We start from the raw sequence: 25,692 nt of genomic DNA, 5'->3' as shown, positions 1-25,692 counted from the left end.
ATGGCGAAGAAAGTGACAGCATGAAGAACTTCGTACTCACCGTATCCTGCAAGTCGACGCGCGGCATCGTGGCGGCGATTTCGAGCTATCTGGCCGACAAGGGCTGCAACATCATCGACAGCTCGCAGTTCGACGATCTCGATACCGGCAAGTTCTTCATGCGCGTCAGCTTCATTTCGGAAGAGGGTCTTTCGGGCGCCGATATCGACACCGGTTTTGCAGCCGTCGCCGCTCCTTTCGAAATGGATTACGATTTTCACGACAGCGAGAAGCGCATGAAGGTGCTGCTGATGGTGTCGCGCTTCGGCCATTGCCTCAACGACCTGCTTTATCGCTGGAAGATCGGCGCGCTGCCGATCGACATCGTCGGCGTCGTCTCCAACCATTTCGACTACCAGAAGGTCGTGGTCAATCACGACATCCCCTTCCACCATATTCCGGTCACCAAGGCCAACAAGGTGCAGGCCGAGGCCCGCATCATGGAAGTGGCCGAGCAGACCGGCACCGAACTGATCGTGCTCGCGCGTTACATGCAGATCCTCTCGGACGAGATGTGCCAGAAAATGTCCGGGAAGATCATCAATATCCACCATTCCTTCCTGCCGAGCTTCAAGGGCGCAAACCCTTACAAACAGGCCTACGGCCGCGGCGTTAAGCTGATCGGGGCAACCGCGCATTACGTCACCGCCGATCTCGACGAAGGCCCGATCATCGAGCAGGACACGGCGCGCATCACCCATGCGCAGTCGCCCGACGACTATGTCTCGATCGGCCGCGACGTCGAAAGCCAGGTGCTGGCCCGTGCCATCCACGCCCATATCCATCACCGTACTTTCATCAACGGCAATCGCACCGTGGTCTTCCCGGCAAGCCCCGGCAGCTACGCCTCCGAACGCATGGGTTAGAGACGGCTTGGGGGACGGCAAAAACGTAGCCGCATCCGTTGTTCAGATGGTTAAGGTTGCAGCAAGCGCCGTCAAAAGTTTGGGAAATGCATGCCGGGCGGGGTTGCCACGGCGCGAAAGACTTATATAGTCAGGAAATAAATATTCCGTAGAGGAAACAAAAGGGAACGGACAATGGCTTTATCATGGCGTTTCTCCGTCTTGGCGGATCGGCATCGCGCTCTGGGATCGAAGCTCGAGGACTGGAGCGGCATGGGCACCGCCTGGACCTACGACAAGGACATGTCGGAAGAACATGTCGCCGTCCGCACCAAGGCCGGCATCATGGATGTCTCGGGCCTGAAGAAGGTGCACCTGGTCGGCCCGCACGCCATCGCCGTGCTTGACTCCATCACCACCCGCGACCTGACGAAGATTTACCCCGGCCGGTCGGTCTACGCGACCATGCTGAACGAGCGCGGCCACTTTACCGACGACTGCATCGTCTATCGCACCGGCCCGAATTCCTGGATGCTGGTGCATGGCTCCGGCTCCGGCCACGAGGAACTCGTCAAGCAGGCGGCAGGCCGCAATTGCGCGGTGCTCTTCGACGACGACCTGCATGACCTGTCGCTGCAGGGGCCGATCGCGGTCGATTATCTCGCCAAATATGTCCCCGGCATCCGCGACCTCAAATATTTCCATCATATGCAGACGACACTGTTCGGCGCACCGGTGATGATCTCGCGCACCGGCTATACCGGCGAGCGCGGCTACGAGATCTTCGTGCGCGGCCAGGACGCCGTCATGGTCTGGGACCGGATCGTCGAGGAAGGCAAGGAGATGGGCATCATCCCCTGCTGCTTCTCGGTTCTCGACATGCTGCGGGTCGAAAGCTACCTGCTCTTCTACCCCTACGACAATTCGCAGATGTATCCCTTCGCCGATCAGCCGCCCGGCGACAGCCTCTGGGAACTCGGCCTGGACTTCACCGTCAGCCCCGGCAAGACGGGCTTCCGCGGCGCCGAGGAACATGCCCGCCTCAAAGGCAAGGAACGCTTCAAGATCTTCGGCATGCTGATCGATGCCGACGGACCGGCCGATCTTGGCGACGAAGTCTTTGCCGACGGCAAAAAGGTCGGCGTCATTACCTGCCCGAGCTATTCATCGCTGACGAAGAAATCCATGGCGATTGCCCGTCTGGACGTTGACAAGGCGGTGCATGGGACGAAACTCGAGGTCCGCGGCAAGACCGTGAAGGCAGGCGCCACCGCCCACACGCTTCCTTTCGACGATCCGGAGAAGAAGAAGAGGATTGCCGTAGGTTAAGGAGCACGCAAATGCTCGTTGCAGGCATCAAGAGCCGACCAGTCTACACGGGCCTGACCATCCAGCCGCGCGCCCGGCGGCACATTTTCGCGCTCGAAGGGGAGGGCGCCAAGGCTCTGCTCGATCAGCAGCCGGGGCTGGACGAAACGGCTCTTTCCCGCAGCGAGATCCTCTATGTCGCCCGCGGCTCGCAGGGTACCGGCCTGGACGAGGCGCTCGCCCGCCTCGGCGCCGACATGTTCTTCACGGCGCCGACGATTGCCACGCTGCTCTTCCGATTGAAGGGTTCGCTCGCCACCGCCCACATGGGCACGCGGCTTTATCTGTCGGGCACGGAAGGTTTCATCGGCCAGGCAATGCTGGTGGCGCTCGATTACGGCATGGACCATGCCTCCGTCATCACCGAGCATCGCGGCTCGCTGGCCCGGCGTGTGCAATGCGTCCATTGCAAGGGCATCACCGACGACGTCACCACCAGCCCTTTCACCTGTAGCCATTGCGGGCTGCCGCTTCTGGTGCGCGACCATTATTCGCGCCGGCTCGCCGCCTTCCAGGGCGTCAATATCGATGCGGAAGAACCGGGTAGCGCGCCTGATCCGGAGGAGTTGTTCCTTTGAGCGGTGGTACTGAAATTCCTGTCCGCGTGACGCGGATCACGCCGATCGCCGAGCGCGTCAAGCGCTTCCGTTTCGAGCGCCTTGACGGCAAGCCGATGCCTTATTTTTCCGGCGGCGCCCACGTCATCGTTTTGATGAACGATGGCGGCCATATGCGCCGCAATGCTTATTCGCTGATGTCGCCGCCGCATGATTGCGCAGCCTATGAAATCAGCGTGCTGCACGTCGAGGATTCGCGCGGCGGCTCCACCTTCATGCATGAGAAGCTCAGCGAAGGCGACGAGCTCAAGGTCAGCTATCCCGTCAACCTGTTCCAGCCGGACTGGCGCGGGCGCAAGCACCTTCTGATCGCCGGCGGCATCGGCATTACCCCCTTCATCGCGATGATGGAGCAATTTTCCCGCGAGGGCGCCAATTTCGAGCTGCATTACGCCATCCGCACGCGCGACCGCGGCGCCTATTGGCAGCAACTCGTCGAGCGCTATGGCAGACATCGCATCAAGATCTATTGCGACGCCGAAGGTGGCGCCATCCCCCTGCCGCGCCTGCTCGACAGCCAGCCGCTCGGCACGCATCTCTATGTCTGCGGCCCATCCGGGATGATCGACGGCGTGCTGAAAACGGGGCTGGACGCCGGCTGGCCGGAGCAGAACCTGCATTCGGAACGGTTCCTGTCGTCGCTGCCCGGCAAGCCCTTCGCGATCGAACTCCTGCGGTCCGGCAAGACCGTGAAGGTCGGTCATCACGAAAGCATGCTGGAGGCGATCGAGGCGGCGGGCGTCGACGCGCCCTTCCTCTGTCGCGGCGGCGCCTGCGGTCAATGCGAGACCGGGGTCGTCACCTGCGACGGCAAGCTGCTGCACCATGACGTCTATCTGACGAACGAAGAAAAAGCATCCGGCCGCAAGGTGATGATCTGCGTTTCCCGCTTCGAGGGAAACACGCTGCATCTTGATCTCTAGCGGCATCGGAAGCGGAACAAGGAGACCGGACATGGCAATCGTCTTCAAGCAGGAAACCTTCCGGAACGATTTCAGCTATCGGAACAGCCCCGAAAACATCCGGCGTTTCCCGTTTCCCTTCGACCGCGACGAATACATGTATTCGGTCAATATGGAGCCGCATGTGCACGGCCGGGCGGGAACCGTCTACGAAAGCCTGATTGACGTCGACGAGCATTACGTCGCCGAGATGCACGACCGGGCGCTGGTCCTGAAGGAAGATCCGCTGCGCTACCAGGCGCTGCCGCACATGATGAGCGCCCAATGGGACACGCTCGAACTTTTGATGGAAGAGCAGGCGGCGGGTTACCCAGACCATTTCACCCTGATCCGCAACGGCGACCAGTGGCGCTGGATCAACCGCCCGCTCGGCATCGACGACAGCTTCACCTTTGGCGATGCCTCGACGCTGCCCTATGAGCCCTTCGAATATATCACCCGCCAGGCCCAGGGCGACTTCTGCATCGTCGACCAACGCGACGGCAATCTCTGGATGGATGCCGGCATGGTGACGACGCAGGCCGACTGGTCGCTCGATTTCGATATCGGCATGAACTTCATGGAATGGCACGGACCGGTGCCGCTCGCCCACCAGATCGGCGTCTTCGACCGGGCGCTGAAATTCCTGTTGAACCTGCAGCAGGGCAAGCCGACACGGCGCTTCAACTGGACGATGACGATCAATCCGCGGCTCGACACCAGCCCGGAGAATTATCACAAATGGGGTCCTGACCGCACCACGGTGACGCCGGAGAATGTTGGCGAGAAGGTGCATCTGCGCGTCGAATTGCAGAGCCTCTGGCGCCTGCCGCGCTCCAACGCCATCCTTTTCGTCATCCGCTGCTACCTGATGAACATGGAAGAGCTCGCCACCGTGCCGAAATGGGCGCGACGCTTCCCGCGCGTGCTGAAGACGCTGCCGCCTGAGCTCATCGACTACAAGGGCCTCACCCGCTTCCGTGAGACGACGATCGACTGGTTTTCCAAATATGACGACGGGGCGCCGACCAGCCCCGGCATCTATCCGGACTGAGGCGCAGCGATGCGTCAGGCAATGCGATATAATCAAGAGGGGAATGCTTCATGACTAGAGTAGCCGTCATCGGTGCCGGTCCTTCCGGACTGGCGCAGCTGCGCGCCTTTCAATCGGCCGCCCAGAAGGGCGCCGAGATCCCGGAGATCGTCTGCTTCGAAAAGCAGTCGGACTGGGGTGGGCTCTGGAACTATACCTGGCGCACCGGGCTCGACGAATATGGCGAGCCGGTCCACGGCAGCATGTATCGTTACCTCTGGTCGAACGGCCCGAAGGAATGCCTCGAATTCGCCGATTATTCCTTCGAGGAGCATTTCGGCAAACCGATCGCTTCCTATCCGCCGCGCGCCGTGCTCTGGGATTACATCAAGGGCCGCGTCGAGAAGGCGAATGTCCGCCACTGGGTGCGCTTCAGCACGCCGGTGCGCATGGTCCGTTTCGACGATCAGACGAAGAAATTCACGGTAACGGCGCATAACCGCGTCGAGGACCGGATGTATGACGAGGAGTTCGACTATGTCGTCGTGGCATCAGGTCACTTCTCGACGCCGAATGTGCCCTATTTCGAGGGTGTGAAGACCTTCAACGGCCGCGTGCTGCATGCCCACGACTTCCGCGACGCGCTTGAGTTCAAGGGCAAGGACATCCTGCTCGTCGGCCGCAGCTATTCGGCCGAGGACATCGGCTCACAATGCTGGAAATACGGCGCGAAATCGGTAACCACGAGCTACCGCTCGAAGCCGATGGGCTTCAAATGGCCGGAGAATTTCGAGGAGCGGCCGCTGCTGACCAAGCTCGAAAACCGCACGGCGCATTTCCTCGACGGCTCGACCAAGGAGGTCGATGCCGTGATCCTCTGCACCGGATACCAGCACCATTTCCCCTTCCTGCCCGACGATCTCCGGCTGAAGACGGCCAACCGCCTCTGGGCTGACAGCCTCTACAAGGGGGTGATCTTCGACAAGAACCCGCAGCTTTTCTATATCGGCATGCAGGACCAGTTCTACACCTTCAACATGTTCGATGTGCAGGCCTGGTGGGCGCGCGACGTGATGATGGGCCGCATCACCCTGCCGCCTGAAGAGGAGCTGAAGGCCAATTTTGACATGTGGCGCGCCCGCGAGGAGACGCTCGAAGATGCCGAGCAGATGATCTGGTATCAGGGCGACTATGTGAAGGAACTGCTTGCCGAAACCGATTATCCGAGCTTTGACATCGAGGGGACCAACCAGACCTTCATGGAGTGGGAGCATCACAAGGCCCACAACATCATGGGCTTCCGCGATCATGCCTATCGATCGCTGATGACCGGCAACATGTCGCCGACGCACCACACGCCCTGGGTCGAGGCGCTCGACGATTCCATGGAGGAATATCTGCGCAACTGATGAGGCGGACCTGCATTGCCGGAGGAGGGTATTCATGCTCTCTTCCGGCATTGTGACGTGCGCCTTTTTAAATGAGACGACATAAATCCATCTGCAACTCTTCTCTTCGGATGTGGCCTTCATGGATTTTCAAACGAGCATTCTCGGGCGCATGAGTGGTTTTCTCTATCGCTGCCGTGCCGATGAAAACTATACGATGCTTGAGATGACCAATGGCATCGAGCGCATCTTCGGTTATCCCGTCGACGAAATCATCGGCAACCGCACGCGGACCTTTACCTCGATCATGTACGAGGAAGACGTGCCTCTGATGGACGAGATCGTCGGACGGGCGCTGGAGAAGCGCACGGACTGGACGATGGAGTACCGCATCCGCCATGCCATGGGTCATCTCATCTGGGTGACCGAGACGGGCGGCGGCATCTGGGACGAGAAGGGTGAGCTTCTCTATCTCGAAGGCAGCATCATCAACATCGAATCGCTCTATCAGCGAATCGATGACCAGACCGCCGATATGCGCATCACCGCCTCGAAGACCAATGAAATCCTGCAATCGCTGCGCTACCTGAAGCTGCTGGCCGTCAATGCCGGCATCGAGGCCGCCCGCGCCGGCACGGCCGGATCGGGCTTTGCGGTGCTTGCCGCCGAGATGCGCACGCTCGCCAACTCGTCTGAAGAGGCCGCACGCGCCATTTCCAACGCGCAACGCAAGGCGGAAGGCTGAGCGCTGCCCAAGCAGCGGCAGATTTGCGGCTCACGTTCGAAGCCGCATTATTAACCGTTCCGTTCTTCCGGAAATTGCACGGCCTTTCCAATGGCTTGCGGCAATCCTGTGTCTGAAGAATCTCCTGTGATTGTGGGTAATATTAGGGCCGCGTTAACTTTTTGTTAACCATAGCAGCGGTAGACATGGTCAACGATTTCTTCACATAGATGACCAAAGTGCTAACAGACGCTCGCTCTATCCGCATCAAGGGCCGCTCTTTCCTCGCGGTCATGCTGTCTCCAGATCTTCCGATCGATGATTGGTTGATCAGGCTGGACGATCTGGCTGCGCGTTCGGCCGGCTTCTTCCTCGGACGGCCTGTCGTGCTCGACCTGACGGACCTGCAAATCGACCGCTCGCAGTTGAAGGACCTGATTGCCGAACTTGCCAAGCGCAATGTCAGCATCATGGGCATCGAGGGCGCTCGGCCTTCGATCCTCGGCTCCGGCATGCCGCCCGCCCTCAAAGGCGGTCGGTCGGTTTCCGATATCGAGGTTCAGGCAAAGGAGCCTGCCGATCCGCCCGGCAAACCGGCAGTGGCGGAGACCCGCCCGCCAATGCAATCGATCGTCATCCGGGAGCCGGTGCGCTCGGGGCAATCGGTAATCTTTCCGGAAGGCGACGTCACCGTCATCGGTTCGGTCGCCTCGGGTGCCGAGGTCATCGCCGGCGGGTCCGTCCATATCTATGGCGCCTTGCGTGGCCGAGCCATGGCGGGGTCCATCGGAAACGCATCGGCGCGGATCTTTTGCCGCAAGCTCGAGGCCGAACTGGTTGCAATCGACGGCATCTACAAAATGGCGGAAGACATGGCGCCCAATCTTCGCGGACAGGCTGTTCAGCTCTGGCTCGAAGACGACGCGATCATGGCAGAGAAACTGATCTGACGACAGCGCCGCGCGCCTCATCGAGAGCCGCAAAGGACGCTTTAACACCTTGAATTACTGGGGCCACGGCAAAGGAGAGACAATGATGGGGAAAGTGATCGTCGTCACGTCAGGCAAGGGCGGGGTTGGCAAGACGACCTCGACCGCCGCGTTGGGAGCGGCGCTGGCGCAACGCAATGAAAAAGTCGTCGTCGTCGATTTCGACGTGGGCTTACGCAATCTCGACCTCGTGATGGGCGCCGAACGCAGGGTCGTCTACGACCTGATCAATGTCATCCAGGGCGACGCCAAGCTTACCCAGGCGCTGATCCGCGACAAGCGGCTGGAGACGCTGTTCCTGCTGCCGGCTTCGCAGACGCGCGACAAGGACAACCTGACGGCCGAGGGCGTCGAGCGCGTCATCAACGACCTGAAGCGTTATTTCGACTGGATCATCTGCGACAGCCCCGCCGGGATCGAGCGTGGGGCAACGCTCGCCATGCGCCACGCCGATGTTGCCGTGGTCGTCACCAATCCCGAGGTCTCGTCGGTGCGCGATTCAGATCGCATCATCGGCCTGCTGGATGCCAAGACCGCCAAGGCCGAACGTGGCGAACGGATGGAAAAGCACCTGCTGCTCACCCGCTACGACGCCAACCGCGCCGAACGCGGCGACATGCTCAAGGTCGACGACGTCCTGGAAATCCTTTCCATCCCGCTCCTCGGTATCATACCCGAAAGCATGGATGTTCTGCGGGCATCCAACATCGGTGCGCCGGTCACTCTGGCAGACAGCCGCAGCGCGGCTGCTATGGCCTATTTCGATGCCGCTCGCCGGCTTGCGGGCGAGACGGTGCCGATCGCGATCCCAGAGGAAAAGAGGAATATTTTCGGCAAGATCTTCGGACGGAGGGCGGCATGAATATTTTCCGTCTTTTCAACAAGCACAGAACCGCACCGGCCGCCCGCGAACGGCTGCAGGTCCTTCTCGCCCATGAACGTTCCTCGGCGGGGTCGGACCTGGTCTCCCTGCTGCGCGAGGAAATCCTTGCGGTGATCGCAAAGCACGTGCAGCTCGACCACGACAAGGTGCAGGTGACGATCGATCGCAACGAGTACGTCTCGACGCTCGAGATCGACGTCGAAATTCCGCTGAATGCAGCCGTGCAGGCCGCGTGAACGACAACGCGCTGCCTGTTGCGACAACAGGCAGCGCTGACGATCAGGACTTTCTGGCTTTGCGATTGGCGTAACGCAGGTCGCGTTCGGCCTTTCGGGCGGCTTCATCGGCAATCACGCGAGCGATCCGGTCTTTGTCAGCCGCTTCGCGCGCGTCGGCATCGGCGCGTGCTGCGGCCTCGGCGGCAGCCTGGCGTTCGGCTTCTGCAGCCTGAGCCCGCTCCAGTTCCTCGAGCTTGACCCGTTCTCGCTGAGCGCGACGTTCTTCCCTGGCCGCGGCAATGGCTTGACGCTCCGCCTGCTTTGCCAGCCTTGTGGGTTCGGCTGAATCCTTGGCGTTACGATACGCATTGAGGAGAGCCGCCTTGGCTTCGGCAGCGGCGCTGCGGCGATCGGAAAGCTCGTTGTTTCTGGCGTTTTTCAAATCTGTTTCCTGACTGTTTGACTTCGACTCTAGAGCATGATGCCGAAAACTGTGCGCAGTTTTCGGACGACATCATGCTCCAACTCTTTAATTTAGAACAGGACTCAGAGATTAGGCCGATCCGGCCTAAAATCATCCTGTTCTATGGCGCCGCACGTCATCGGACGCGCAAAGGGCGCTGTAATACTTTGAACTGCTGCATGGTTTTATCCTGAAATCGAATCCGATTTAAGGAATTATGCAGTAGGGGTCAGATTTTCTTTTTTCGCTTCGCGGCAGGAGCAGTAACCCCTGTCAAGCGATCCTGCAATTCCTTGGCCTCACGCGCTTCGCGTAACCGCAAGGTTTTTTCCTCGCGGGCACGTACGGTCGAATCGATCTCTTCGACCGCGCGGCTTCGCGCCAGGAACTGCGATTGCGCGTTTCCGAAGGCAATCTCCGCCTGCTTGCGTGATTTGCTGTGTGACTCTGTCATATCAATCCTGGATTTTATCACAGCGCCGCGCGTCTTTCAGACGCGCAAAGGACGCTGTAACGCTTTGAATTACTGCATAATTCCTTAAAGCGATTCCGCGTTTAGGAAATTATGCAGCAGCCCGCTGGCCGACTCAGCAAAAAAGGCCAGGCAACGTGCCTGACCTTAATAGTATCATACTTTCGACAGTGCCGGTACATCCGCGGTCAAAGGAAAGCAGATTTCAGTTTAGGCAGCTTGGAGATTGCAAGCGGACATTTTGCCCGACTTGTTATCGCGCTCAAGCTCGTAGCCGATCTTCTGGCCTTCGACGATTTCGCGCATTCCGGCGCGTTCGACGGCAGAGATGTGGACGAAGGCGTCAGCGCCGCCGTCATCAGGCTGAATAAAGCCGAAACCCTTGGTGGAATTGAACCATTTAACTGTGCCAGTGGTCATAACAAACCCTTTCATAGCAATTGACGACCGCACGTGCGGAAGCACGACGGATGATGATCTCGATTTTGAAGAGGGAAGTTCGTCCAGGGCACGTTGCCAGCGTGCGATAACAAAAGTCAAACAAGCAATATCGACTATCGAGATATAGACACTCAACCCGAATTTGTCAACTTTTAGTTTTTCAGGGCCGCTCACTCATCATCAGGTTGCATCTCGGTCGCCTTGCATGCCGGGACACCCAATCGCCGGCCTCGACCACAAAAGCAGGCATTACGAGCGCGGCCGCGTCTTCTGCGGGTCGTAATGCGAAAGCGGGACGATCGTCGCCGGCAGGCGCTTCTGGTGGCCGTCGAGCTTGCCGATCTCGACCTCGATGCCGGGGCTTGCATGCATGACGTCGATGCGGGCGAGCGCGATCGTCTTGCCGAGGATCGGCGAACGCGTGGCGCTGGTGATAACGCCCACCTGGGCCTGGCCGATATGGATGCAATCGCCATGACCGACCGCTTCGTTCGCCTTGATATCGAGGCCGACGAGCAGATGGCGCGGATGCTCCTTGCGCCGGATCAGCGCCTCGCGGCCGATGAAATCGTCCTGCTTGGATTTCAGCGGCACCGTGAAGCCGATCCCGGCCTCGAACGGGTCCGTCTGGTCGGTGAACTCGTGATGGGCAAAGATCAGGCCCGCCTCGATGCGGACCATGTCGAGCGCCTCCAGCCCCATCGGCTTCAATCCGTGCGGCTGGCCTGCCTCCCAGACGGCGTCAAACACCGTCAGCGCATCCTTCGGATGACAGAAGATCTCGTAGCCGAGCTCGCCTGTGTAGCCCGTGCGCGAGACGACGATTGGAACACCCTCGAAGCCGCCGATGCGGCCGACGGTGAAGCGGAACCATTCGAGCTCGCCGATCGTCGGCTGGCGCGGCGCCGTCCAGATGATCTCCTTCAGGATATCGCGGCTCTTCGGACCTTGCAGGGCGATATTGTGCATCTGGTCGGTCGAAGAGCGGACCCAGGCCTTGAAGCCCTTCTTCTCCGCCTGCTGGCGCAGCCATATGCCGCTGAAATCATCGCCGCCGATCCAGCGGAAGTTCTTGTCGCCGAGCCGGAACAGCGTGCCATCATCGATCATGCCGCCGTTTTCGTAGCACATGGCCGAATAGACGACCTGGCCGGTCGACAGCTTGCGCACGTCGCGCGTCAGGCAATATTGCAGCAGTTCCTCGGCATCCGGCCCCGTCACCTCGAATTTCCGCAAGGGCGAGAGGTCGATGACGGCAGCGCGCTCGCGGCAGGCCCAGTATTCCTCGACCGGCCCTTCGCTGGAAAAGCGGTTCGGCAGCCAGTAGCCGCGATATTCGGTGTAGTCCCGCGTCAACGCGGAGAGGCGGGGATGGAAGGCGGTTTCGCGTGTCAGTTCGGCGTCAGCATCTGGGGTCATGCGATAGGCTACCGCTCGTGAGAATTTCTCTTTTCCGGAAAAGGTGCGGACGTGGATATCCGTCGGATCCCAGCCGTTCGCAGCGTCGATATCGTCAGGGCAGGACGAGGAGACGCAGACGAGGTCGGTCAGCGCCCGCATCAGCACGTAATCACCAGGGCGCGACCAGGGCTCGTCGAGATAGAGCTGGTTGTTGTGGTCGATATTGGTGTTGTAGAAATAGTTCAGCGCTTCCCAGCCCTTGCGGCCGGCAATGCCGTAGGGCGCCAGCGCAGCGTTGAAATTATCCGTACAGTTGACGTGGCCGGGATAACCCATGTCGTCGTAATAGCGCGAATTGCAGGCAGTCGCGAAAGCGTCGTGACGCCCGACCGTATCCTGGACGATTTCGACCAGCGGTTCGAAGTCGCGGTCGAAGGCCTTGGAGGGGAGACCCGGCATCGGATAGCTGCGGCCGAGCAGCGTGCGGGTGACGGTGGAATCAAGCGCGAGGTCGAGACCCTTGTCGACCTTGCGGGCGGCAAAAGCCTGGAAATCGGTGCACTGGCGTCCATAGACGTCGATGATCTGGATGAATTCGCCGGCACGCACGAAATAGGCGGCCGCGGTCGCCGCCCGGATGCGGATATCCTCGACCGGATCGGCGGCCGGTTCCGGCAAGGCGGAAGCGTAATCGCGGATCAGCAGGCTGCGCTTGATCCTGATCTCGATCGGCGTCGCCGTATCCTGTGCCTCCGGCGACATGGCGATGGCGGGTGCTGCGACGATCAGCAGGCCCTTCATGGAAATCGTGAAATCCGCCCGGCTGCCCGGGGTCGAACCCGCCCCGAAGATACAGAGCGCACCGGCCACTGCCAGATCGGCGCCGCGACGCTGAAGCGCTGCACGCGTGCGGGCAGCACTCTCATCCTCCGCTTGAAGAATGGCCTTCAAACCCTCGGCTGAATTGCTGAATGCCGTTCCGAGACCGGCGGCCAGGAAGCGGCCTTTCTCATCGAGGAACGAGATCTCACAGACCTGCCCGCCCTCGCTGTCGATGACACTGACCCGGTCGCCCGGCTCGACGCGCATAACGACCGATCCACCGCCCTTTGCCCTGTAGCGCTCGGTTCCCTCCGGCAGGGTAGGAATGCCGGGATAATGCACGAGGCTCGGAGCGGCCGGCCGCAGGCCTGTCATAGCAGGATGAAGTTCTCGCATTCTGCCCTCATGGGGATCGGGCATGCCCTCAGGCATGCGGACACAGGTTTACAAAATGGCTGTGGAAAGTAAAGTGATGTTGACTAAAAAGAAAATATCTTCACTATGCATAAAGAGTTCAGACTCGGGAATCCGTCGGGAACACGGATCGCCAAAATCATCCGGGCGGGCTTGAGACTGTCAGGGAGACACGTTCAGGGAGACGTACAAAGATACGTCCGGAACAAATAGAATGGGGAATTTCACTGATGACAGACATTGTGGAGGCCGGGATTGCATCCGGCACCGAAGGTAAGCTTGTACGCGCGCTCGATTGGAAGGGCGCATTCTGGGTGGCTGCGGGCGTGCCGCCGCTTGTTCTTTTCTCCATCGGCGGCATTGCGGGCACGACGGGCAAGCTTGCCTTCGTCGTCTGGATCTTCTCGATGGTGATGGGTTTCCTGCAATCCTTCACCTATGCCGAGATCGCCGGCATGTTCGCCAACAAATCCGGCGGCGCTTCGGTCTACGGCGCCACCGCCTGGTTGCGCTATTCGAAATTCATCGCGCCGCTGTCCGTCTGGTGCAACTGGTTTGCCTGGTCGCCGGTGCTGTCGCTCGGCTGCGCCATCGCCGCCGGTTACATCCTCAACGCATTCTACCCGATTCCTGCAGCCGATTCGCAAATGGTCCTCGACTGGATCTCAGCGCATGCCGCTTCCATCACGGCCGACAGCCCCCGCGTCGCCGAATATATCGCAGCCCATGCCGGCACGACGCCGGATGACGCCGTCAAGGCATTGCTCGGCACCGACGGTATCGCCGCCCTGACGCCGGCGATCCGCAGCTGGTCGCTCTTGAGCTTCAACATTCCCTTCCTTGCCACCGCCAATATCAACGCCACCTTCTTCATCGGCGGCATCCTGATGCTGATCATCTTCGCGATCCAGCATCGCGGCATTTCCGAAACGGCAAGCGTGCAGAAGTGGCTGGCCATCATCGTGCTGGTGCCGCTGCTCATCATCGGCCTCTACCCGATCGTCAGCGGCCAGATCCTTGCCACCAACGTCACCGGTCTCGTGCCGCCGACAGCCGCCTATGCCGCTGTCGACGGCACCTGGAGCAACGGCGGCTGGACACTCTTCCTCGGCGGCCTCTATATCGCCGCCTGGTCGACCTATGGCTTCGAGACGGCCGTCTGCTACACCCGCGAACTCAAGAACCCGAAGACCGACACCTTCAAGGCGATCTTCTATTCCGGCCTTGCCTGCTGCCTGTTCTTCTTCCTCGTGCCCTTCGCCTTCCAGGGCGTCCTCGGCCATGCAGGCATGCTGGCCCCCGGCATCGTTGATGGCACGGGTGTTGCCGAAGCGCTCGGCGGCCTGATCGGCGCCGGCCGCGTCGTCACCCAATTGCTCGTCGTACTGATGATCATGGCGCTCTTCCTCGCCATCATGACGGCGATGGCCGGTTCCTCGCGCACGCTCTACCAGGGCTCGAAGGACGGCTGGCTGCCGAAATATCTCGACCACGTCAACGAGCACGGCGCGCCGACTCGGGCGATGTGGACCGATTTCGCCTTCAATCTCTTCCTGCTGGCGATCGCCTCAGATGTCGGCGGCTACTTCTTCGTGCTCGCCGTCTCGAATGTCGGCTACATCATCTTCAACTTCCTGAACCTCAATTCCGGCTGGATCCACCGGATGGATTCCGGTCATATCGAACGCCCCTGGAAGGCGCCGACCTGGCTGATCGGCCTCAACACCGTGCTGGCCTTCGTCAACGCGCTCTTCCTCGGTGCGGGTGCCAAGGTCTGGGGTTATTCCAATGCGCTCTGGGTCGGCTTCATCTTCGCCGCCCTGATCCTGCCGGTCTTCGCCTATCGCCACTATGTGCGCGACGGCGGCAAATTCCCGGCCGGCGCGATGGAGGATCTCGGTCTCGTCGGCCAGGATCTCGGCGTCAAGAAAGCCGGCATCCTGCCTTATCTCGCGCTCGCCGGCGGGCTGGCGATCGTCCTGATCGCCAACGTCATCTTCCAGCTTCCGGCCTAAAATCGCCTCCCAAGCAGAAAGGCCGCTAAGCCGCCATGGAAACATGGCGGCTTTTTCATTGGTGGTTGCAGACCGGGCGAGACGACTCATCCGGTTATAGAAGGAAGGCTCAGCGGCCGCCCTCGATCTTGCGATGGCGCTGGTTGATACCGCCCTTGCCATAGGGATAGTCCAAAGGCTGGGGCGCACTCACCTCGTTGAGCCGCGCCATGTCGTCATCGGAGAGCTTGAGTTTCATGGCGCCCAAATTGTCGGCGAGCTGTTCCGGTGTGCGGGCGCCGAGGATGACGGATGTGATCGCCGGCTGCGCAGCAGTCCAGCCGAGCGCCACCTGCGCCATGCTGACGCCATGCGCCTTGGCGATCTCCTCGACGACGCCGATGATCGCCCAGGTTCGTTCCAGCGCATTACGCGGCGCATAGGATTCGCCGCCGCGATTGGGGTTTTCACCGAGGCGGGTGGCGCCGGTCGGCATCTCGTCGCGCTTGTACTTGCCGGTCAGCCAGCCGCCGCCGAGCGGCGACCACGGCAACAAGCCCATGCCGGCATCCTGGCAGGCCGCGACAATCTCGAGCTCGATGTCGCGCACCAGCAGGTTATATTGCGGCTGCAGCGTCACCGGGCGGGTGTAGCCGCGCGCCTTGGCGATCTCCGAGGCCTTGGCGATATGCCAGCCGACATAATTGGAGAAGCCGTAATAGCCGATCTTGCCGGATGAGACCGCATCGTCGAGGAAACGCAGCGTCTCCTCGATCGGCGTCAACGCATCCCAGGCATGCATCTGGTAGAGGTCGATCTGCTCGAGGCCGAGGCGGCGGAGCGAATCGTCGAGCGCCTGGCTAAGATGCCGGCGCGACAGGCCGATGTCGTTGGGGCCGTTGCCCATCGGAAAGCGCCCCTTGGTGGCGACGATTGCCTGGCGGGCCTCGGTCGGGCGCGCCTTCAGCCAGCGTCCGATGATCTCTTCCGACTTGCCGGCGCTGTAAACATCAGCGGTATCGATGAAATTGCCGCCCCAGGCGAAATAATCGTCGAGCAGCTTGTGCGAGGCGGCCTCATCGGCCTCCGCGCCGAAGGTCATGGTGCCGAGGCAATAGGCGGTGACGACGGTCCCGCTGGGACCGAGCTTGCGATAATCCATTTCTTCCTCCTCATGCGGATACCCGCAGCCGACGTGCAAACGCCGGGGTAGAAGCCGGGGCTCCTGCAATCAATGACAATGACAATATTGTGCTTGAGGCGGCCGCTCGCCGCCGGATGACGTGTAGCGCCCTGAACTGGGAGCACAGGGGCGAGGGCAGCATAACCAATCCCGCCCGCGCTACCAAGTGAGAAAAAAATATTCCTGCCTGCCATCGCAGCCGGCGAGGATCACGGACTTTGCGAGAACGACCCCGCGATCAGCTCAGCTGCAGCGACGCCGGTCTCGTAGGCGCCGTGCGCCGTCGAATAACGCGACGTCGAACAGGCTTCGCCGGCAAAGAAGATCCGCTCGTCATGCGGCGCGGCAAGACGTCCGCGCAGATCGGAGGCGCCAGGTTCGGCGTAGGAATAGGAGCCGCCGATATGCGGCGCAGCTGCCCAGGCCGACATTGCCGCCACCGACAATTCCTTGCGGATATCCGCGCCGAAATGTGCCGCCAGTTCGTCTCCAGCGAAGGAGAAGGCAGCCTCTCTGCCTTGCCCCTCCAGATCATGCGCGAGGTCGCCGGCAAAATAGGCCTCGACAACAGGAGCGCCGAACGGCCGGAGCTGATAGGTGCCGGTTGCGCCGCGACGGGTAGAGCCGAGCATGTGCGTATCCGCCGGCAACGCCTCCCGATTTACGAGCCTCAAGAACAGCTTGTCGGCAAGCCCGAGCGGCAAACGGGCTGCTGCCTCGATCTTGTCAGGCAAAGGCGGGTCGAAGGCGATCTTGCCGGCGGCAAGCACATTCGTCGAAACGGTCACCAGCACGGCGCGGGCACTGAGCACACCCTGGTTCGTTTCGATGGCGATACGGCCGGCATGACGATGGTCGATGCGCGTGACCTCGGTGCCGAGCCTTGCCCGAACCGGCTTGCCGTAAAGCGAGACCAGCGTCCCATAGCCCTCGCGCACCCGCCAGTCAGGGCCAGGGCCGGGATCGTATCTGTTGTAATCGACGACCGACGACCGCTCCAGTTCGGCACCGGTGATATAGGTGCCGATTGCCCGGATCTGGCCGTTCCAGGGATTGCCGGGCTCGAGCATATCGGCCAGGGCTGCGTCATTCCCTTCGTGGCTCTCGAGGCGCTCGAAATAGGCGCCGATCGCCTCCCTTGCGGCACGCGCCGCCGCGTCATCCCGCTGAAGCCGCCGTCCGCCATCGTTCCAGGGTGCAGGCGTGCGGTCGACCGCCAGTCCGACCTCGCCGGCGATCGCAGTCCAGGCATTGGTCTGCGCGCCATGTAGCCAGCCGCAGCCAAGATCGAGCCCGATATCGGCGGCTTCAGGCAGGCTGGCCGTCCAGGCGCGACCGCCGAGACGATCGCCGGCTTCAAGCAGGAGGATGGAAAGATCCGGACGGATTGCCTGCAGGCGGCGGGCGGCGGCAATGCCGGCGGCACCGGCGCCGATGACGACGACATCCTCCTTGGCGCCCTTGCTTTTGTCACCAGGCATACATTCTCCTTCGGTCGCGCGATGGTTAAGTGGAAAGAGTTGCTCTCATGCCAGCCCCGCTTTGCTATTGCAGCTGTTCCAGCAGCCGCCGGAGTGCTGTCCGCAGATCGTCCATCTGCTGCTGGCTGGTCAGGGCGGCCCAGCTTTCATCGACGCGCCGGCCGGCCGCCATCGCTATTGGCCTGACCCCCTGGCCTTTTTCCGTCAGAAACACCAGCCGGCCGCGCCGGTCATTCGGATCGGGCCGGCGCTCGACATAACCCAAGCGCTCGAGTTCTTCGACGGCCTGCGTCATCGTCTGCTTGCGAACACGGGCGAGCTTGGTCAGCTCGCTGACCTGGATGCCCTCGGGCCGCGCGAAGGTGAAGACATTGGCGTGCGGCGGGCGGATATCGCCGTAGCCGGCCTCATCGAGTGCCGCTTCGACGGCCTGTGTCCAATGCTGATGGACCAGACGCAACAACAGGCCAAGGGAAGAAGACGACATGAAACCCCGCGCAGCGATATAGACAGTTACCTGTCTATATGATAAATGGACAGTCGCCTGCCTATATAGCACGAAAGCGTGGAGCTCCATATGCCGACCATCGATATCCTCACCTCGTTCATCTCCTACGAGGAATTGGGGGAGGGCGACCCGATCGTCTTCCTTCACGGCAATCCCACCTCATCGCATCTCTGGCGGAACATCATGCCCGGCATCGGGGCCGGCCGCTGCCTGGCGCCCGATCTCATCGGCATGGGACGCTCCGGCAAACCCGATATCGGCTATCGCTATGGCGATCACATCGCCTATCTCGACGCCTGGTTCGATGCGCTTGACCTCGACGACGTCGTGCTCGTCGGCCACGACTGGGGCGGCGCGCTGGCATTCGACTGGGCCTCGCGCCACGCCGAGCGGGTGCGCGGCATCGCCTTCATGGAAACCATCCTGCGGCCGATGGGCTGGGAGGATTTGCCGGGCGGAGGAAAGGCGCGTTATGAGCTGTTGCGGGGTGCGGGAACCGGCGAGGCCAAGGTCCTCGACGAAAATTTCTTCATCGAACAGGCCTTGCGCGCGACCACGCTGAAAGGGCTCAGCGATTTCGACTGGGATGTCTACCGCGCACCCTATCCGGACCGTGACAGCCGACGCCCGCTGCTGGAATGGCCGCGCGCCATGCCGATCAACGGGGAGCCGGCCGACGTGGTCACCAGAATCGAGGCCTATGACCGCTGGCTTTCCGCCAGTCCTTTGACTCCCAAGCTGTTGCTGACCTTCGACGGTCCCTCCGAAACGCTGTTGATCGGCAGCGAGATGATTTCGTGGTGCCGCGACAACGTCGCCGGCCTGGAGATCAGGGGTTGTGGGCCGGCGCGCCACATTGCCCCCGAGGACCAGCCCGAGGCGATTGCCGCCGAAATCAAAAGCTGGATCGACAGGAGGGGGCTGAGAGCAGCGCACCGGAAGGTCGCGTCTCAGGCATAAAAATCTGCGTCTGCGGCACCGTGACTGCGACATGACAGACTGTTGCAATGTTGAGCCGGTTCATGGGTGGGAACAATCAGCCACCGTGAAGGTCCCATGCCACGTTTCGATCGCCGACGCTTTCTTCTTGCCTGGCTTCGCGCGCCGCTGCGCATCGCCTCGATCACACCGTCAGGCCCCCGCCTTGCGGGCCTGATGACCAAGGAAATTTCTACGCTAACCGGGCCGATTCTCGAACTCGGCCCAGGCACCGGGGTTTTCACCGCGGCCCTTTTGGAACGCGGCATTGCAGAGCGCGATCTGACTCTGATCGAATACGAACGGGATTTCGCCACGCTGCTTCAAGATCGCTTTCCCGATGCCAGGGTGCTGCAGCTGGACGTGCGGGAGATGTGGAAGACGGCGCTTTCCAGAAGTTTCTTCGGTGGCGTCGTCAGCGGCCTTCCGCTTCTTGCCATGCGGCCGGACGATGTTCAGGCGCTGCTCGAGGGCTGCTTTTCCAACCTCAGACCGCATGGTGCCTTCTATCAATTCACCTACGGCCCAAAATGCCCAGTGCCCGTCGAAATCCTCGACTCCCTCGGTCTAGCCTCAAAGAGGATCGGCTGGACGTTGCGCAATATCCCGCCGGCTGCGGTTTATCGCATCAGCCGCAGGTACCAGCCAATGGCTCTGATCGAGCAGCGCCACGCATGATGAGAGATAGGATCCTTTGCTTCGAGGCAGCAATCCGGCGTTCGATGCGCTACCGCTGCTGCGGGCGTCGATGAGGTGATATGGTCTCCTCCTGTGGATCGACGGCCCCGATAGGAATGTGAGATGCGTATATTACTGATCGAGGACGAACCTCAAATGGCCGTGGCGCTCAGGGGCGCCCTGACCCGGCACGACATGGTGATGGACCATGTTTCGACCCTATGCGACGCCGAGCTGGTGATCGGCGACGGCGCCTACGACGCCGTCCTCCTGGATCGGCAACTGCCGGACGGCGACGGCCTTGAACTCATTCCGAAGATCCGCAAAAAGGGGTTGACGCTGCCAATCATCGTCATCACCGCCAAGGGAGAGGTTCCAGACAGGATCACTGGGCTTGAGACCGGCGCCGACGATTACCTCGCCAAGCCGTTCGTCTTCGACGAACTTCTGGCGCGGCTGCGTGCCGTCATGCGCCGCTCCGAAACTTTGCGCCCGGCGCTGATCTCGGTGGGCCGGCTTTTATTCGATCCGACCTATTGCGACATCATCGTCTCCGGCCAGCGTCTGGAGATGCCGCGCCGGGAGGCACTGGTGCTCGAATGCCTGGTGCGGCGGGCCGGTCGCATGGTGCCGCGGCCGGCCCTGATGGAAGCGGTTTTCGGCTTCGACGACGAGATCCAGTCGAATGCGCTCGATTCCCATATATCGCGGCTGCGGCGCAAGCTGGCAGCGTCGCATGCGGGCGTGGTCATCAACGTCATCCGGGGCGTGGGTTATCTCCTGCGTGAAGCATCATGAACAAACGATGCTCCTATTCGCTGCGCAAGCGCCTGCTCTGGCGGCTTCTTGCCGTACAGTCGGTCGTGCTCATCCTGGTGATGATCGTACTGATTTCGGTGGGCAAGATAACCGATTACAGGTCGACAGAGGGTACGATCGAGATCCTGCGCCAGGCCGTCTTCCGCCAGCCCACCGGAGAGTTGAGCCTGAGGGAGACCGAGGATTTGCGACAGCTGCGGAAAGATGAGCCCGATCTCTGGTACACCATTCGCGACATGCAGGGACATGTTTTGACCGAGGGCCGGATTCCGGAAGAATATGCCACCATCGGCAATACGCTCGATCATGTCGGCCAGGCAAGGTTCGGCTCGGATCTCGGCGACCACGACCGTCCGGCTGCCCGGATGATGTGGATTGCGATGGATTGGGGACAGGTGCAGTTTCTGACGGGCACCGACGGCCCGAACTCACTCGCCTTCATTCTGTTTCGCGTTTCATTGATCCTTATGAAAATTGTTATCCCCATCGTCGCAGTGATGGCGTTGGGCGCGCTGATCGCAACGCCGCTCGTCGTGCGAAGGTCGCTGGTCGGGATCGACCAGGCGGCACTCCAGGCCGATACGATCGATATCGACCAGCGCGGCGGCCGGTTGTCGGAAAACGATATTCCGGAAGAGATCGCGCCGCTGGTGCACGCCGTCAACCGCGCGCTCGGCCGTCTCGACGAGGGTTATGAGCGGCAGGAACGGTTTTTGACCGACGCTGCCCATGAGCTGCGCACGCCGATCGCCATTCTGAATACGCGAATTGGATCCCTGCCGCACAGTTCGATCAAGACCGACCTCTTGGAAGATGCCGCAAGGCTTGCCGTTCTCACCGAGCAGATGCTCGATCTTCAGCGGCTGAAACAGGGCAAGGTCCAGTTCACCAAGGTCGATTTGGGGCAGCTGGCGAGGAAGGTTATCATCGAGATGGCGCCGCTGGCCTTTGCCGCCGGTTATACGGTGCAGTTCGATGTCGAGGGTGCCGGCGAGATCGAGGGCGATCTTCTGGCGCTGCAGCGCGCCCTGATGAACATCCTGCAAAATGCGATCAACCACGGCGGCAGGAAAGGCATCATCTCGCTGACCGCCGGCTGCCACTGGATCGAGGTCAGCGACGAGGGACCGGGTATCCCCGCCGGTATGCGGGATCGCATATTCGAGCCGTTCTTCAAGCGCCATCACGACGGACGCGGCGCCGGCCTCGGCCTCAATCTCGTTCGTGACATCCTGCGCATGCACGGCGGCGAGGTGACGATCGACAACCGCAATCCCGGCGCGATCTGCCGGCTGAGCTTCCCACCGGACAAAACGGCAGGCGTTCACACGCCGCCGCGCCTGGCGACTGCGTAATTCAAAGGGCTATAGCGTCCTTTGCGCATCTGACGGACGCTCGGCGTTGTCGCGTGATGGATTAAATCGCGTCTCCGTGACATATAGATCCGATGAGCGTGCACAGAGATTCGCAACTCGACATGTTTGCCAAGGCATCGCCCGCGATTGCCAAGGTGCGCGTTCCATCGCGCCGGCAACCTTCCCAACCGACCGCCTACTCTGATGAAGACATGGCGCGGACGCTGGAAGAGAGCGGCAACTATCGCATCTTGAGAAAACTGGCGGCCCGGCCGATTGCATCAGTCAGACGGCCGGAGTTTTCGCGGCTCGGCGTCATTCTCGATACGGAGACCACCGGTCTCAACCACCGCAGCGACGAGATCATCGAAATCGGCGCCGTCGCCTTTACCTTCAACGATGACGGCGCGATCGGCGATATCGTCGGCATTTACGGCGGCCTGCAACAGCCGTCCCGGCCGATCCCGCCCGAGATCACCCGGCTGACGGGTATCAACGATGCGATGGTCGAAGGACAGCTCATCGATATCCAATCGCTGAGAACTCTGATCGAGCCGGCCGATCTGATCATTGCCCATAATGCTGGGTTCGACCGGCCGTTCTGCGAGGCTTTCTCAAAGATTTTCACCGGCAAGGCCTGGGCATGCTCGGTTTCGGAGATCGACTGGAGCGACCGCGGCTTCGAGGGTACCAAGCTCGGCTATCTCGTCGGCCAGGCTGGGTATTTCCACGAAGGCCATCGCGCCGTGGACGACTGCCACGCACTGCTGGAAATCCTCGATCGAGAGCAGCGCGACGGTGAAAGCCCGTTCACCGAGCTTTACCGCGCCAGCCAGCGCTCACGCATCCGTATCTTTGCCGAACACAGCCCGTTCGAGATGAAGGATCATCTGAAGGCGAGGGGTTATCGCTGGTCGGACGGAAGCGACGGCCGCCTGAAGTCCTGGTGGATCGAAGTCGGCGAAGAGGATCTCGACGACGAGCTTTCCTATCTGCGCTCGGATATTTACCGCTGGGCCGAGGCGGAGCCGCCGATCGTGCGGCTGACGGCCTTCGATCGTTTCAAAGCATAATCGGGAAATCGCTACCAGATTTGATGATCCATGCAATTGCCGCATAGGTGCAGTGATGCATTGGCGCTGCAATAGTCAGGGGTCTCATACTATATACAGCTCATCGAAGCGAACGAAGCGCCAAGGACTGGCAGCTAAGCTTCGAAAGCCCACGAAAGGGGATCATCATGAACGTAGCACGCTCTTTTAATAACTGGCGCAAGTATCGTCAGACGGTCGCTGAACTGGGTCGTATGTCCGCACGCGAACTGGACGACCTCGGCATCGGCCGCAGCGAAATCCGCAACGTCGCCCGCGCAGCCATCGCCCGCTAACGGCAGCTTAGATCAAGCATCTTCGAGACTATGCCAGCGCCTGCTTCCTCCCAAGCGGGCGCTTTGCTTTTGTGTCTGCGGCAGATGGAGCAGGCTGATCAAGCCGCCCGCTTTTCGCATAACGCATAGCTGCCCTGCAAAGAAATGCCTATCAACTGAGCAAGAAATAAGTATGATTATTTCTATCGAAGCGATGCACCTCCTCCCGCATCCCTTCGATGTACAGGCGCCCCATCCTCCTCCCAGGGTCGTCTGTGGAATGACAGCACTCCTCCTCCCAGCTGTCGTTCGGTTTTTTTCGAAAGCCTGCCGCACCTCCTCCCGCGGCAGGCTTTTTCGTTTTGGCCCAAGAAAATTCCGGACCGCGCCGAAGCGACCACTTGCGATCATCGCTTGATGATGGCGTCGTCATCTCCGGAAATTCTCCTGTCGATACCCAGATTTTATTTCGTGCTCTTGCGGGCCTTGCGTCTCCTCAAGCGCGCACCGACAAACCTGTTGACACCAAACTTGTCGTACAACTATGTAACCGGATGGATACCGCCGCGGCGGAACAGGCCGGACAAGATCGGCTTCCGCAATAGCGACGACCCCTGGCGACAATGAAGCGGAAGGAAAATTGACATGCTGATCGACGTGAGGCACGCCTCCCATCCCGAGGCCGTGCGCGATTTCGACACGGAGACGCTGCGGCGTCACTTTCTGGTGGAAACCGTCTTCGCGAGCGGCGAGATCCGGCTGACATATTCGCATTACGACCGGATGGTCATCGGCGGCGCGACGCCGCTCGGCCCCGGGCTGACGCTGACCGCGCCGACGGCAATCGGACAGGAAACCTTCCTTGCCGAGCGCGAACTCGGCGCCCTGAACATCGGCGGCGCCGGCCGCATCATCGTCGACGGCACGAACTACGATCTTGCCAAATATGATTGCCTCTATGTCGGCAAGGGTGCCAAGGACATCAGGTTCGAGAGTGCGGATGCGGCCAATCCGGCAAAGTTCTATCTGGTCTCGACGCCGGCGCATCAAGCGCACCCGACCGTGTTGCTCACCCGCGAAAAGGCCCGTCACCTGACGCCGGGGGAAGCCGCAACAGCCAACAAACGGTCGATCTACCAGTTCATCCATCCTGAGGTCTGCCAGTCCTGCCAACTCACCCTGGGCTTCACCATGATCGAGGCGGGCAGCGTCTGGAACACAATGCCGGCCCATACGCATGACCGCCGCATGGAAGCCTATCTCTATTTCGATCTGGAAGCGGAGCAGCGTGTCTTCCACTTCATGGGCGAGCCGCAGCAGACCCGGCATATGCTTGTCGCCAACGAACAGGCGGTCATCTCGCCGCCCTGGTCGATCCATTCGGGCGCCGGCACCAAGAACTACAGCTTCATCTGGGCGATGGCGGGCGACAATAAGAGCTTCACCGACATGGACCATATCGCCATTGCGGATCTGAGGTGAGCGTCGTGGCAAATCCCTTCGACCTTTCCGGCCGGGTCGCCGTCGTCACCGGCGCCAATACAGGGCTCGGCCAGGCCATCGCGGCAGCGTTGGCGCAGGCCGGTGCGTCGATCGTCGCCGTCGGACGCTCCTCGATGGACGAAACCGAGGCGCTGGTGAAGGAAGCGGGAAGCCGCTTTCATGTCGTCAAGGCCGATCTCGCCAGCATCGAACCGGTCAAGGGGATCGTCACTGAGACCATCCAGACCTTCGGCGGCCTCGACATCCTCGTCAACAATGCCGGCATCATCCGCCGCGCCAATGCGCTCGACTTCACCGAGGAAGACTGGGACGCGGTAATCGACGTCAACCTGAAGACCGCCTTCTTCCTGTCGCAGGCAGCCGGCCGCCACATGGTCGACAAGGGCAGGGGCAAGATCATCAACATCGCCTCGCTGCTATCCTTCCAGGGCGGCATCCGGATCCCGTCTTATACTGCCTCGAAAAGTGGCCTCGCTGGACTGACCAAGCTGCTTGCCTGCGAATGGGCCGGCAAAGGCGTCAACGTCAACGCCATCGCCCCCGGTTACTTCGTGACCAACAACACCACGGCGCTGCGCGAGGATGCCGACCGCAGTGGCGCCATCCTTGCCCGCATCCCGGCCGGGCGCTGGGGAACGCCCTCCGAACTCGGCGGTGCGGCCGTATTCCTGGCATCGTCGGCATCCGACTACGTGCATGGAACGGTGCTGCCCGTCGATGGCGGTTGGCTGGCGCGCTGATCGGTCTCACCAACCGATCAGGCCTAGGC

26 protein-coding genes are annotated in these 25,692 nt (G+C 61.0%); 19 read left to right on the top strand and 7 right to left on the bottom strand.

Going from position 1 to position 25,692, the window contains the following annotated elements; genetic code table 11:
- The first annotated feature begins 20 nt into the window (after positions 1-20).
- The 10 genes from purU to minE all read left to right on the top strand — a co-directional run bounded on the left by purU (position 21) and on the right by minE (position 9,063).
- Positions 21-905, top strand: coding sequence for a formyltetrahydrofolate deformylase (purU, locus tag J3P73_RS30915; RefSeq protein ID WP_003548134.1), 885 nt, complete (start codon positions 21-23; stop codon positions 903-905).
- 174 nt (positions 906-1,079) lie between these two features.
- Positions 1,080-2,213, top strand: a complete 1,134-nt coding sequence (locus J3P73_RS30910) for an aminomethyl transferase family protein (RefSeq protein ID WP_018071666.1) — start codon at positions 1,080-1,082, stop codon at positions 2,211-2,213.
- An 11-nt stretch (positions 2,214-2,224) separates the two neighbouring features.
- Positions 2,225-2,830, top strand: a complete 606-nt coding sequence (locus tag J3P73_RS30905; RefSeq protein ID WP_075224575.1) for a dimethylamine monooxygenase subunit DmmA family protein — start codon at positions 2,225-2,227, stop codon at positions 2,828-2,830.
- Positions 2,827-3,792: a PDR/VanB family oxidoreductase gene (locus J3P73_RS30900; RefSeq protein WP_024321769.1), complete on the top strand. Its 966-nt coding sequence runs from the start codon at positions 2,827-2,829 to the stop codon at positions 3,790-3,792. The genes J3P73_RS30905 and J3P73_RS30900 overlap by 4 nt, the downstream gene beginning before the upstream one ends.
- 31 nt (positions 3,793-3,823) lie before the next feature.
- Positions 3,824-4,864, top strand: a complete 1,041-nt coding sequence (locus tag J3P73_RS30895; RefSeq protein ID WP_018496065.1) for a heme-dependent oxidative N-demethylase family protein — start codon at positions 3,824-3,826, stop codon at positions 4,862-4,864.
- A gap of 50 nt (positions 4,865-4,914) precedes the next feature.
- Positions 4,915-6,252: an NAD(P)-binding domain-containing protein gene (locus J3P73_RS30890; RefSeq protein WP_018071670.1), complete on the top strand. Its 1,338-nt coding sequence runs from the start codon at positions 4,915-4,917 to the stop codon at positions 6,250-6,252.
- A 121-nt stretch (positions 6,253-6,373) separates the two neighbouring features.
- The gene (locus tag J3P73_RS30885; RefSeq protein WP_017968473.1) at positions 6,374-6,976 is read left to right on the top strand and encodes a methyl-accepting chemotaxis protein; all 603 of its coding nucleotides are present in this window, start codon (positions 6,374-6,376) and stop codon (positions 6,974-6,976) included.
- A gap of 209 nt (positions 6,977-7,185) precedes the next feature.
- Entirely contained in the window at positions 7,186-7,905 is a 720-nt protein-coding gene (minC, locus tag J3P73_RS30880; RefSeq protein ID WP_018071671.1) for a septum site-determining protein MinC, read from the top strand.
- 85 nt (positions 7,906-7,990) lie between these two features.
- Positions 7,991-8,806, top strand: coding sequence for a septum site-determining protein MinD (gene minD, locus J3P73_RS30875; RefSeq protein ID WP_018448670.1), 816 nt, complete (start codon positions 7,991-7,993; stop codon positions 8,804-8,806).
- Positions 8,803-9,063 (top strand): cell division topological specificity factor MinE, encoded by a 261-nt coding sequence (minE, locus tag J3P73_RS30870; protein ID WP_018071672.1) that lies wholly within the window; start codon positions 8,803-8,805, stop codon positions 9,061-9,063. The genes minD and minE overlap by 4 nt, the downstream gene beginning before the upstream one ends.
- Before the next feature lie 43 nt (positions 9,064-9,106).
- On the opposite strand, the gene J3P73_RS30865 is transcribed toward minE, so the two are convergent.
- The 4 genes from J3P73_RS30865 to J3P73_RS30850 all read right to left on the bottom strand — a co-directional run bounded on the left by J3P73_RS30865 (position 9,107) and on the right by J3P73_RS30850 (position 13,040).
- The gene (locus tag J3P73_RS30865; protein ID WP_018071673.1) at positions 9,107-9,487 is read right to left on the bottom strand and encodes a DUF6481 family protein; all 381 of its coding nucleotides are present in this window, start codon (positions 9,485-9,487) and stop codon (positions 9,107-9,109) included.
- 250 nt (positions 9,488-9,737) lie between these two features.
- Positions 9,738-9,962 carry a hypothetical protein gene (locus J3P73_RS30860; RefSeq protein WP_018071674.1) on the bottom strand — a complete coding sequence of 75 codons (225 nt, stop codon included), beginning with the start codon at positions 9,960-9,962 and terminating at the stop codon, positions 9,738-9,740.
- Between the two features lie 228 nt (positions 9,963-10,190).
- On the bottom strand, positions 10,191-10,400 hold the full coding sequence (locus tag J3P73_RS30855; RefSeq protein WP_003548109.1) for a cold-shock protein: 210 nt from the start codon (positions 10,398-10,400) through the stop codon (positions 10,191-10,193).
- A 270-nt stretch (positions 10,401-10,670) separates the two neighbouring features.
- Positions 10,671-13,040, bottom strand: a complete 2,370-nt coding sequence (locus J3P73_RS30850; RefSeq protein ID WP_207580058.1) for a trimethylamine N-oxide demethylase — start codon at positions 13,038-13,040, stop codon at positions 10,671-10,673.
- Positions 13,041-13,288: 248 nt separating this feature from the next.
- On the opposite strand from J3P73_RS30850, the gene J3P73_RS30845 reads away from it, so the two are divergent.
- Positions 13,289-15,073: a trimethylamine N-oxide permease gene (locus J3P73_RS30845; RefSeq protein WP_207580057.1), complete on the top strand. Its 1,785-nt coding sequence runs from the start codon at positions 13,289-13,291 to the stop codon at positions 15,071-15,073.
- 109 nt (positions 15,074-15,182) lie between these two features.
- Here J3P73_RS30845 and J3P73_RS30840 read toward each other — a convergent pair whose 3' ends face one another.
- The 3 genes from J3P73_RS30840 to J3P73_RS30830 all read right to left on the bottom strand — a co-directional run bounded on the left by J3P73_RS30840 (position 15,183) and on the right by J3P73_RS30830 (position 18,293).
- Positions 15,183-16,214 (bottom strand): aldo/keto reductase, encoded by a 1,032-nt coding sequence (locus J3P73_RS30840; RefSeq protein WP_130665878.1) that lies wholly within the window; start codon positions 16,212-16,214, stop codon positions 15,183-15,185.
- Between the two features lie 230 nt (positions 16,215-16,444).
- Positions 16,445-17,716, bottom strand: a complete 1,272-nt coding sequence (locus J3P73_RS30835; RefSeq protein ID WP_130773943.1) for a flavin monoamine oxidase family protein — start codon at positions 17,714-17,716, stop codon at positions 16,445-16,447.
- Between the two features lie 64 nt (positions 17,717-17,780).
- Positions 17,781-18,293, bottom strand: a complete 513-nt coding sequence (locus J3P73_RS30830; RefSeq protein ID WP_018071248.1) for a MarR family winged helix-turn-helix transcriptional regulator — start codon at positions 18,291-18,293, stop codon at positions 17,781-17,783.
- Here J3P73_RS30830 and J3P73_RS30825 point away from each other — a divergent pair, their 5' ends adjacent.
- The 8 genes from J3P73_RS30825 to kduD all read left to right on the top strand — a co-directional run bounded on the left by J3P73_RS30825 (position 18,294) and on the right by kduD (position 25,663).
- Entirely contained in the window at positions 18,294-19,184 is an 891-nt protein-coding gene (locus J3P73_RS30825; RefSeq protein ID WP_130773944.1) for a haloalkane dehalogenase, read from the top strand.
- 96 nt (positions 19,185-19,280) lie between these two features.
- Positions 19,281-19,880: a class I SAM-dependent methyltransferase gene (locus J3P73_RS30820; RefSeq protein WP_130822280.1), complete on the top strand. Its 600-nt coding sequence runs from the start codon at positions 19,281-19,283 to the stop codon at positions 19,878-19,880.
- Positions 19,881-20,003: 123 nt separating this feature from the next.
- On the top strand, positions 20,004-20,678 hold the full coding sequence (locus J3P73_RS30815; RefSeq protein ID WP_018071245.1) for a response regulator transcription factor: 675 nt from the start codon (positions 20,004-20,006) through the stop codon (positions 20,676-20,678).
- Positions 20,675-22,054 (top strand): ATP-binding protein, encoded by a 1,380-nt coding sequence (locus J3P73_RS30810; protein ID WP_185828649.1) that lies wholly within the window; start codon positions 20,675-20,677, stop codon positions 22,052-22,054. Before J3P73_RS30815 ends, J3P73_RS30810 begins: the two co-directional genes overlap by 4 nt.
- Before the next feature lie 92 nt (positions 22,055-22,146).
- Positions 22,147-23,127 (top strand): 3'-5' exonuclease, encoded by a 981-nt coding sequence (locus tag J3P73_RS30805; RefSeq protein ID WP_130773947.1) that lies wholly within the window; start codon positions 22,147-22,149, stop codon positions 23,125-23,127.
- 167 nt (positions 23,128-23,294) lie between these two features.
- Positions 23,295-23,441, top strand: a complete 147-nt coding sequence (locus J3P73_RS30800) for a DUF1127 domain-containing protein (protein ID WP_003548073.1) — start codon at positions 23,295-23,297, stop codon at positions 23,439-23,441.
- 624 nt (positions 23,442-24,065) lie between these two features.
- Positions 24,066-24,902 (top strand): 5-dehydro-4-deoxy-D-glucuronate isomerase, encoded by an 837-nt coding sequence (gene kduI / locus J3P73_RS30795; protein WP_130773948.1) that lies wholly within the window; start codon positions 24,066-24,068, stop codon positions 24,900-24,902.
- On the top strand, positions 24,899-25,663 hold the full coding sequence (gene kduD / locus J3P73_RS30790; RefSeq protein ID WP_274599129.1) for a 2-dehydro-3-deoxy-D-gluconate 5-dehydrogenase KduD: 765 nt from the start codon (positions 24,899-24,901) through the stop codon (positions 25,661-25,663). Before kduI ends, kduD begins: the two co-directional genes overlap by 4 nt.
- Positions 25,664-25,692 lie beyond the last annotated feature (29 nt).

The sequence above is a fragment of the Rhizobium ruizarguesonis genome (genome assembly GCF_017357285.1).
GTDB classification, from domain to species: domain Bacteria; phylum Pseudomonadota; class Alphaproteobacteria; order Rhizobiales; family Rhizobiaceae; genus Rhizobium; species Rhizobium ruizarguesonis.
This window is presented reverse-complemented; position numbering and strand designations above follow the sequence as displayed.

Coding starts and splice junctions, on each gene's coding strand:
- purU (WP_003548134.1), top strand. CDS start 21: ATGAAGAACTTCGTACTCACCGTATCCTGCAAGTCGACGCGCGGCATC.
- J3P73_RS30910 (WP_018071666.1), top strand. CDS start 1,080: ATGGCTTTATCATGGCGTTTCTCCGTCTTGGCGGATCGGCATCGCGCT.
- J3P73_RS30905 (WP_075224575.1), top strand. CDS start 2,225: ATGCTCGTTGCAGGCATCAAGAGCCGACCAGTCTACACGGGCCTGACC.
- J3P73_RS30895 (WP_018496065.1), top strand. CDS start 3,824: ATGGCAATCGTCTTCAAGCAGGAAACCTTCCGGAACGATTTCAGCTAT.
- J3P73_RS30890 (WP_018071670.1), top strand. CDS start 4,915: ATGACTAGAGTAGCCGTCATCGGTGCCGGTCCTTCCGGACTGGCGCAG.
- J3P73_RS30885 (WP_017968473.1), top strand. CDS start 6,374: ATGGATTTTCAAACGAGCATTCTCGGGCGCATGAGTGGTTTTCTCTAT.
- minC (WP_018071671.1), top strand. CDS start 7,186: ATGACCAAAGTGCTAACAGACGCTCGCTCTATCCGCATCAAGGGCCGC.
- minD (WP_018448670.1), top strand. CDS start 7,991: ATGGGGAAAGTGATCGTCGTCACGTCAGGCAAGGGCGGGGTTGGCAAG.
- minE (WP_018071672.1), top strand. CDS start 8,803: ATGAATATTTTCCGTCTTTTCAACAAGCACAGAACCGCACCGGCCGCC.
- J3P73_RS30860 (WP_018071674.1), bottom strand. CDS start 9,962: ATGACAGAGTCACACAGCAAATCACGCAAGCAGGCGGAGATTGCCTTC.
- J3P73_RS30855 (WP_003548109.1), bottom strand. CDS start 10,400: ATGACCACTGGCACAGTTAAATGGTTCAATTCCACCAAGGGTTTCGGC.
- J3P73_RS30850 (WP_207580058.1), bottom strand. CDS start 13,040: ATGCGAGAACTTCATCCTGCTATGACAGGCCTGCGGCCGGCCGCTCCG.
- J3P73_RS30845 (WP_207580057.1), top strand. CDS start 13,289: ATGACAGACATTGTGGAGGCCGGGATTGCATCCGGCACCGAAGGTAAG.
- J3P73_RS30840 (WP_130665878.1), bottom strand. CDS start 16,214: ATGGATTATCGCAAGCTCGGTCCCAGCGGGACCGTCGTCACCGCCTAT.
- J3P73_RS30835 (WP_130773943.1), bottom strand. CDS start 17,716: ATGCCTGGTGACAAAAGCAAGGGCGCCAAGGAGGATGTCGTCGTCATC.
- J3P73_RS30830 (WP_018071248.1), bottom strand. CDS start 18,293: ATGGAGCTCCACGCTTTCGTGCTATATAGGCAGGCGACTGTCCATTTA.
- J3P73_RS30825 (WP_130773944.1), top strand. CDS start 18,294: ATGCCGACCATCGATATCCTCACCTCGTTCATCTCCTACGAGGAATTG.
- J3P73_RS30820 (WP_130822280.1), top strand. CDS start 19,281: ATGCCACGTTTCGATCGCCGACGCTTTCTTCTTGCCTGGCTTCGCGCG.
- J3P73_RS30815 (WP_018071245.1), top strand. CDS start 20,004: ATGCGTATATTACTGATCGAGGACGAACCTCAAATGGCCGTGGCGCTC.
- J3P73_RS30810 (WP_185828649.1), top strand. CDS start 20,675: ATGAACAAACGATGCTCCTATTCGCTGCGCAAGCGCCTGCTCTGGCGG.
- J3P73_RS30805 (WP_130773947.1), top strand. CDS start 22,147: ATGAGCGTGCACAGAGATTCGCAACTCGACATGTTTGCCAAGGCATCG.
- J3P73_RS30800 (WP_003548073.1), top strand. CDS start 23,295: ATGAACGTAGCACGCTCTTTTAATAACTGGCGCAAGTATCGTCAGACG.
- kduI (WP_130773948.1), top strand. CDS start 24,066: ATGCTGATCGACGTGAGGCACGCCTCCCATCCCGAGGCCGTGCGCGAT.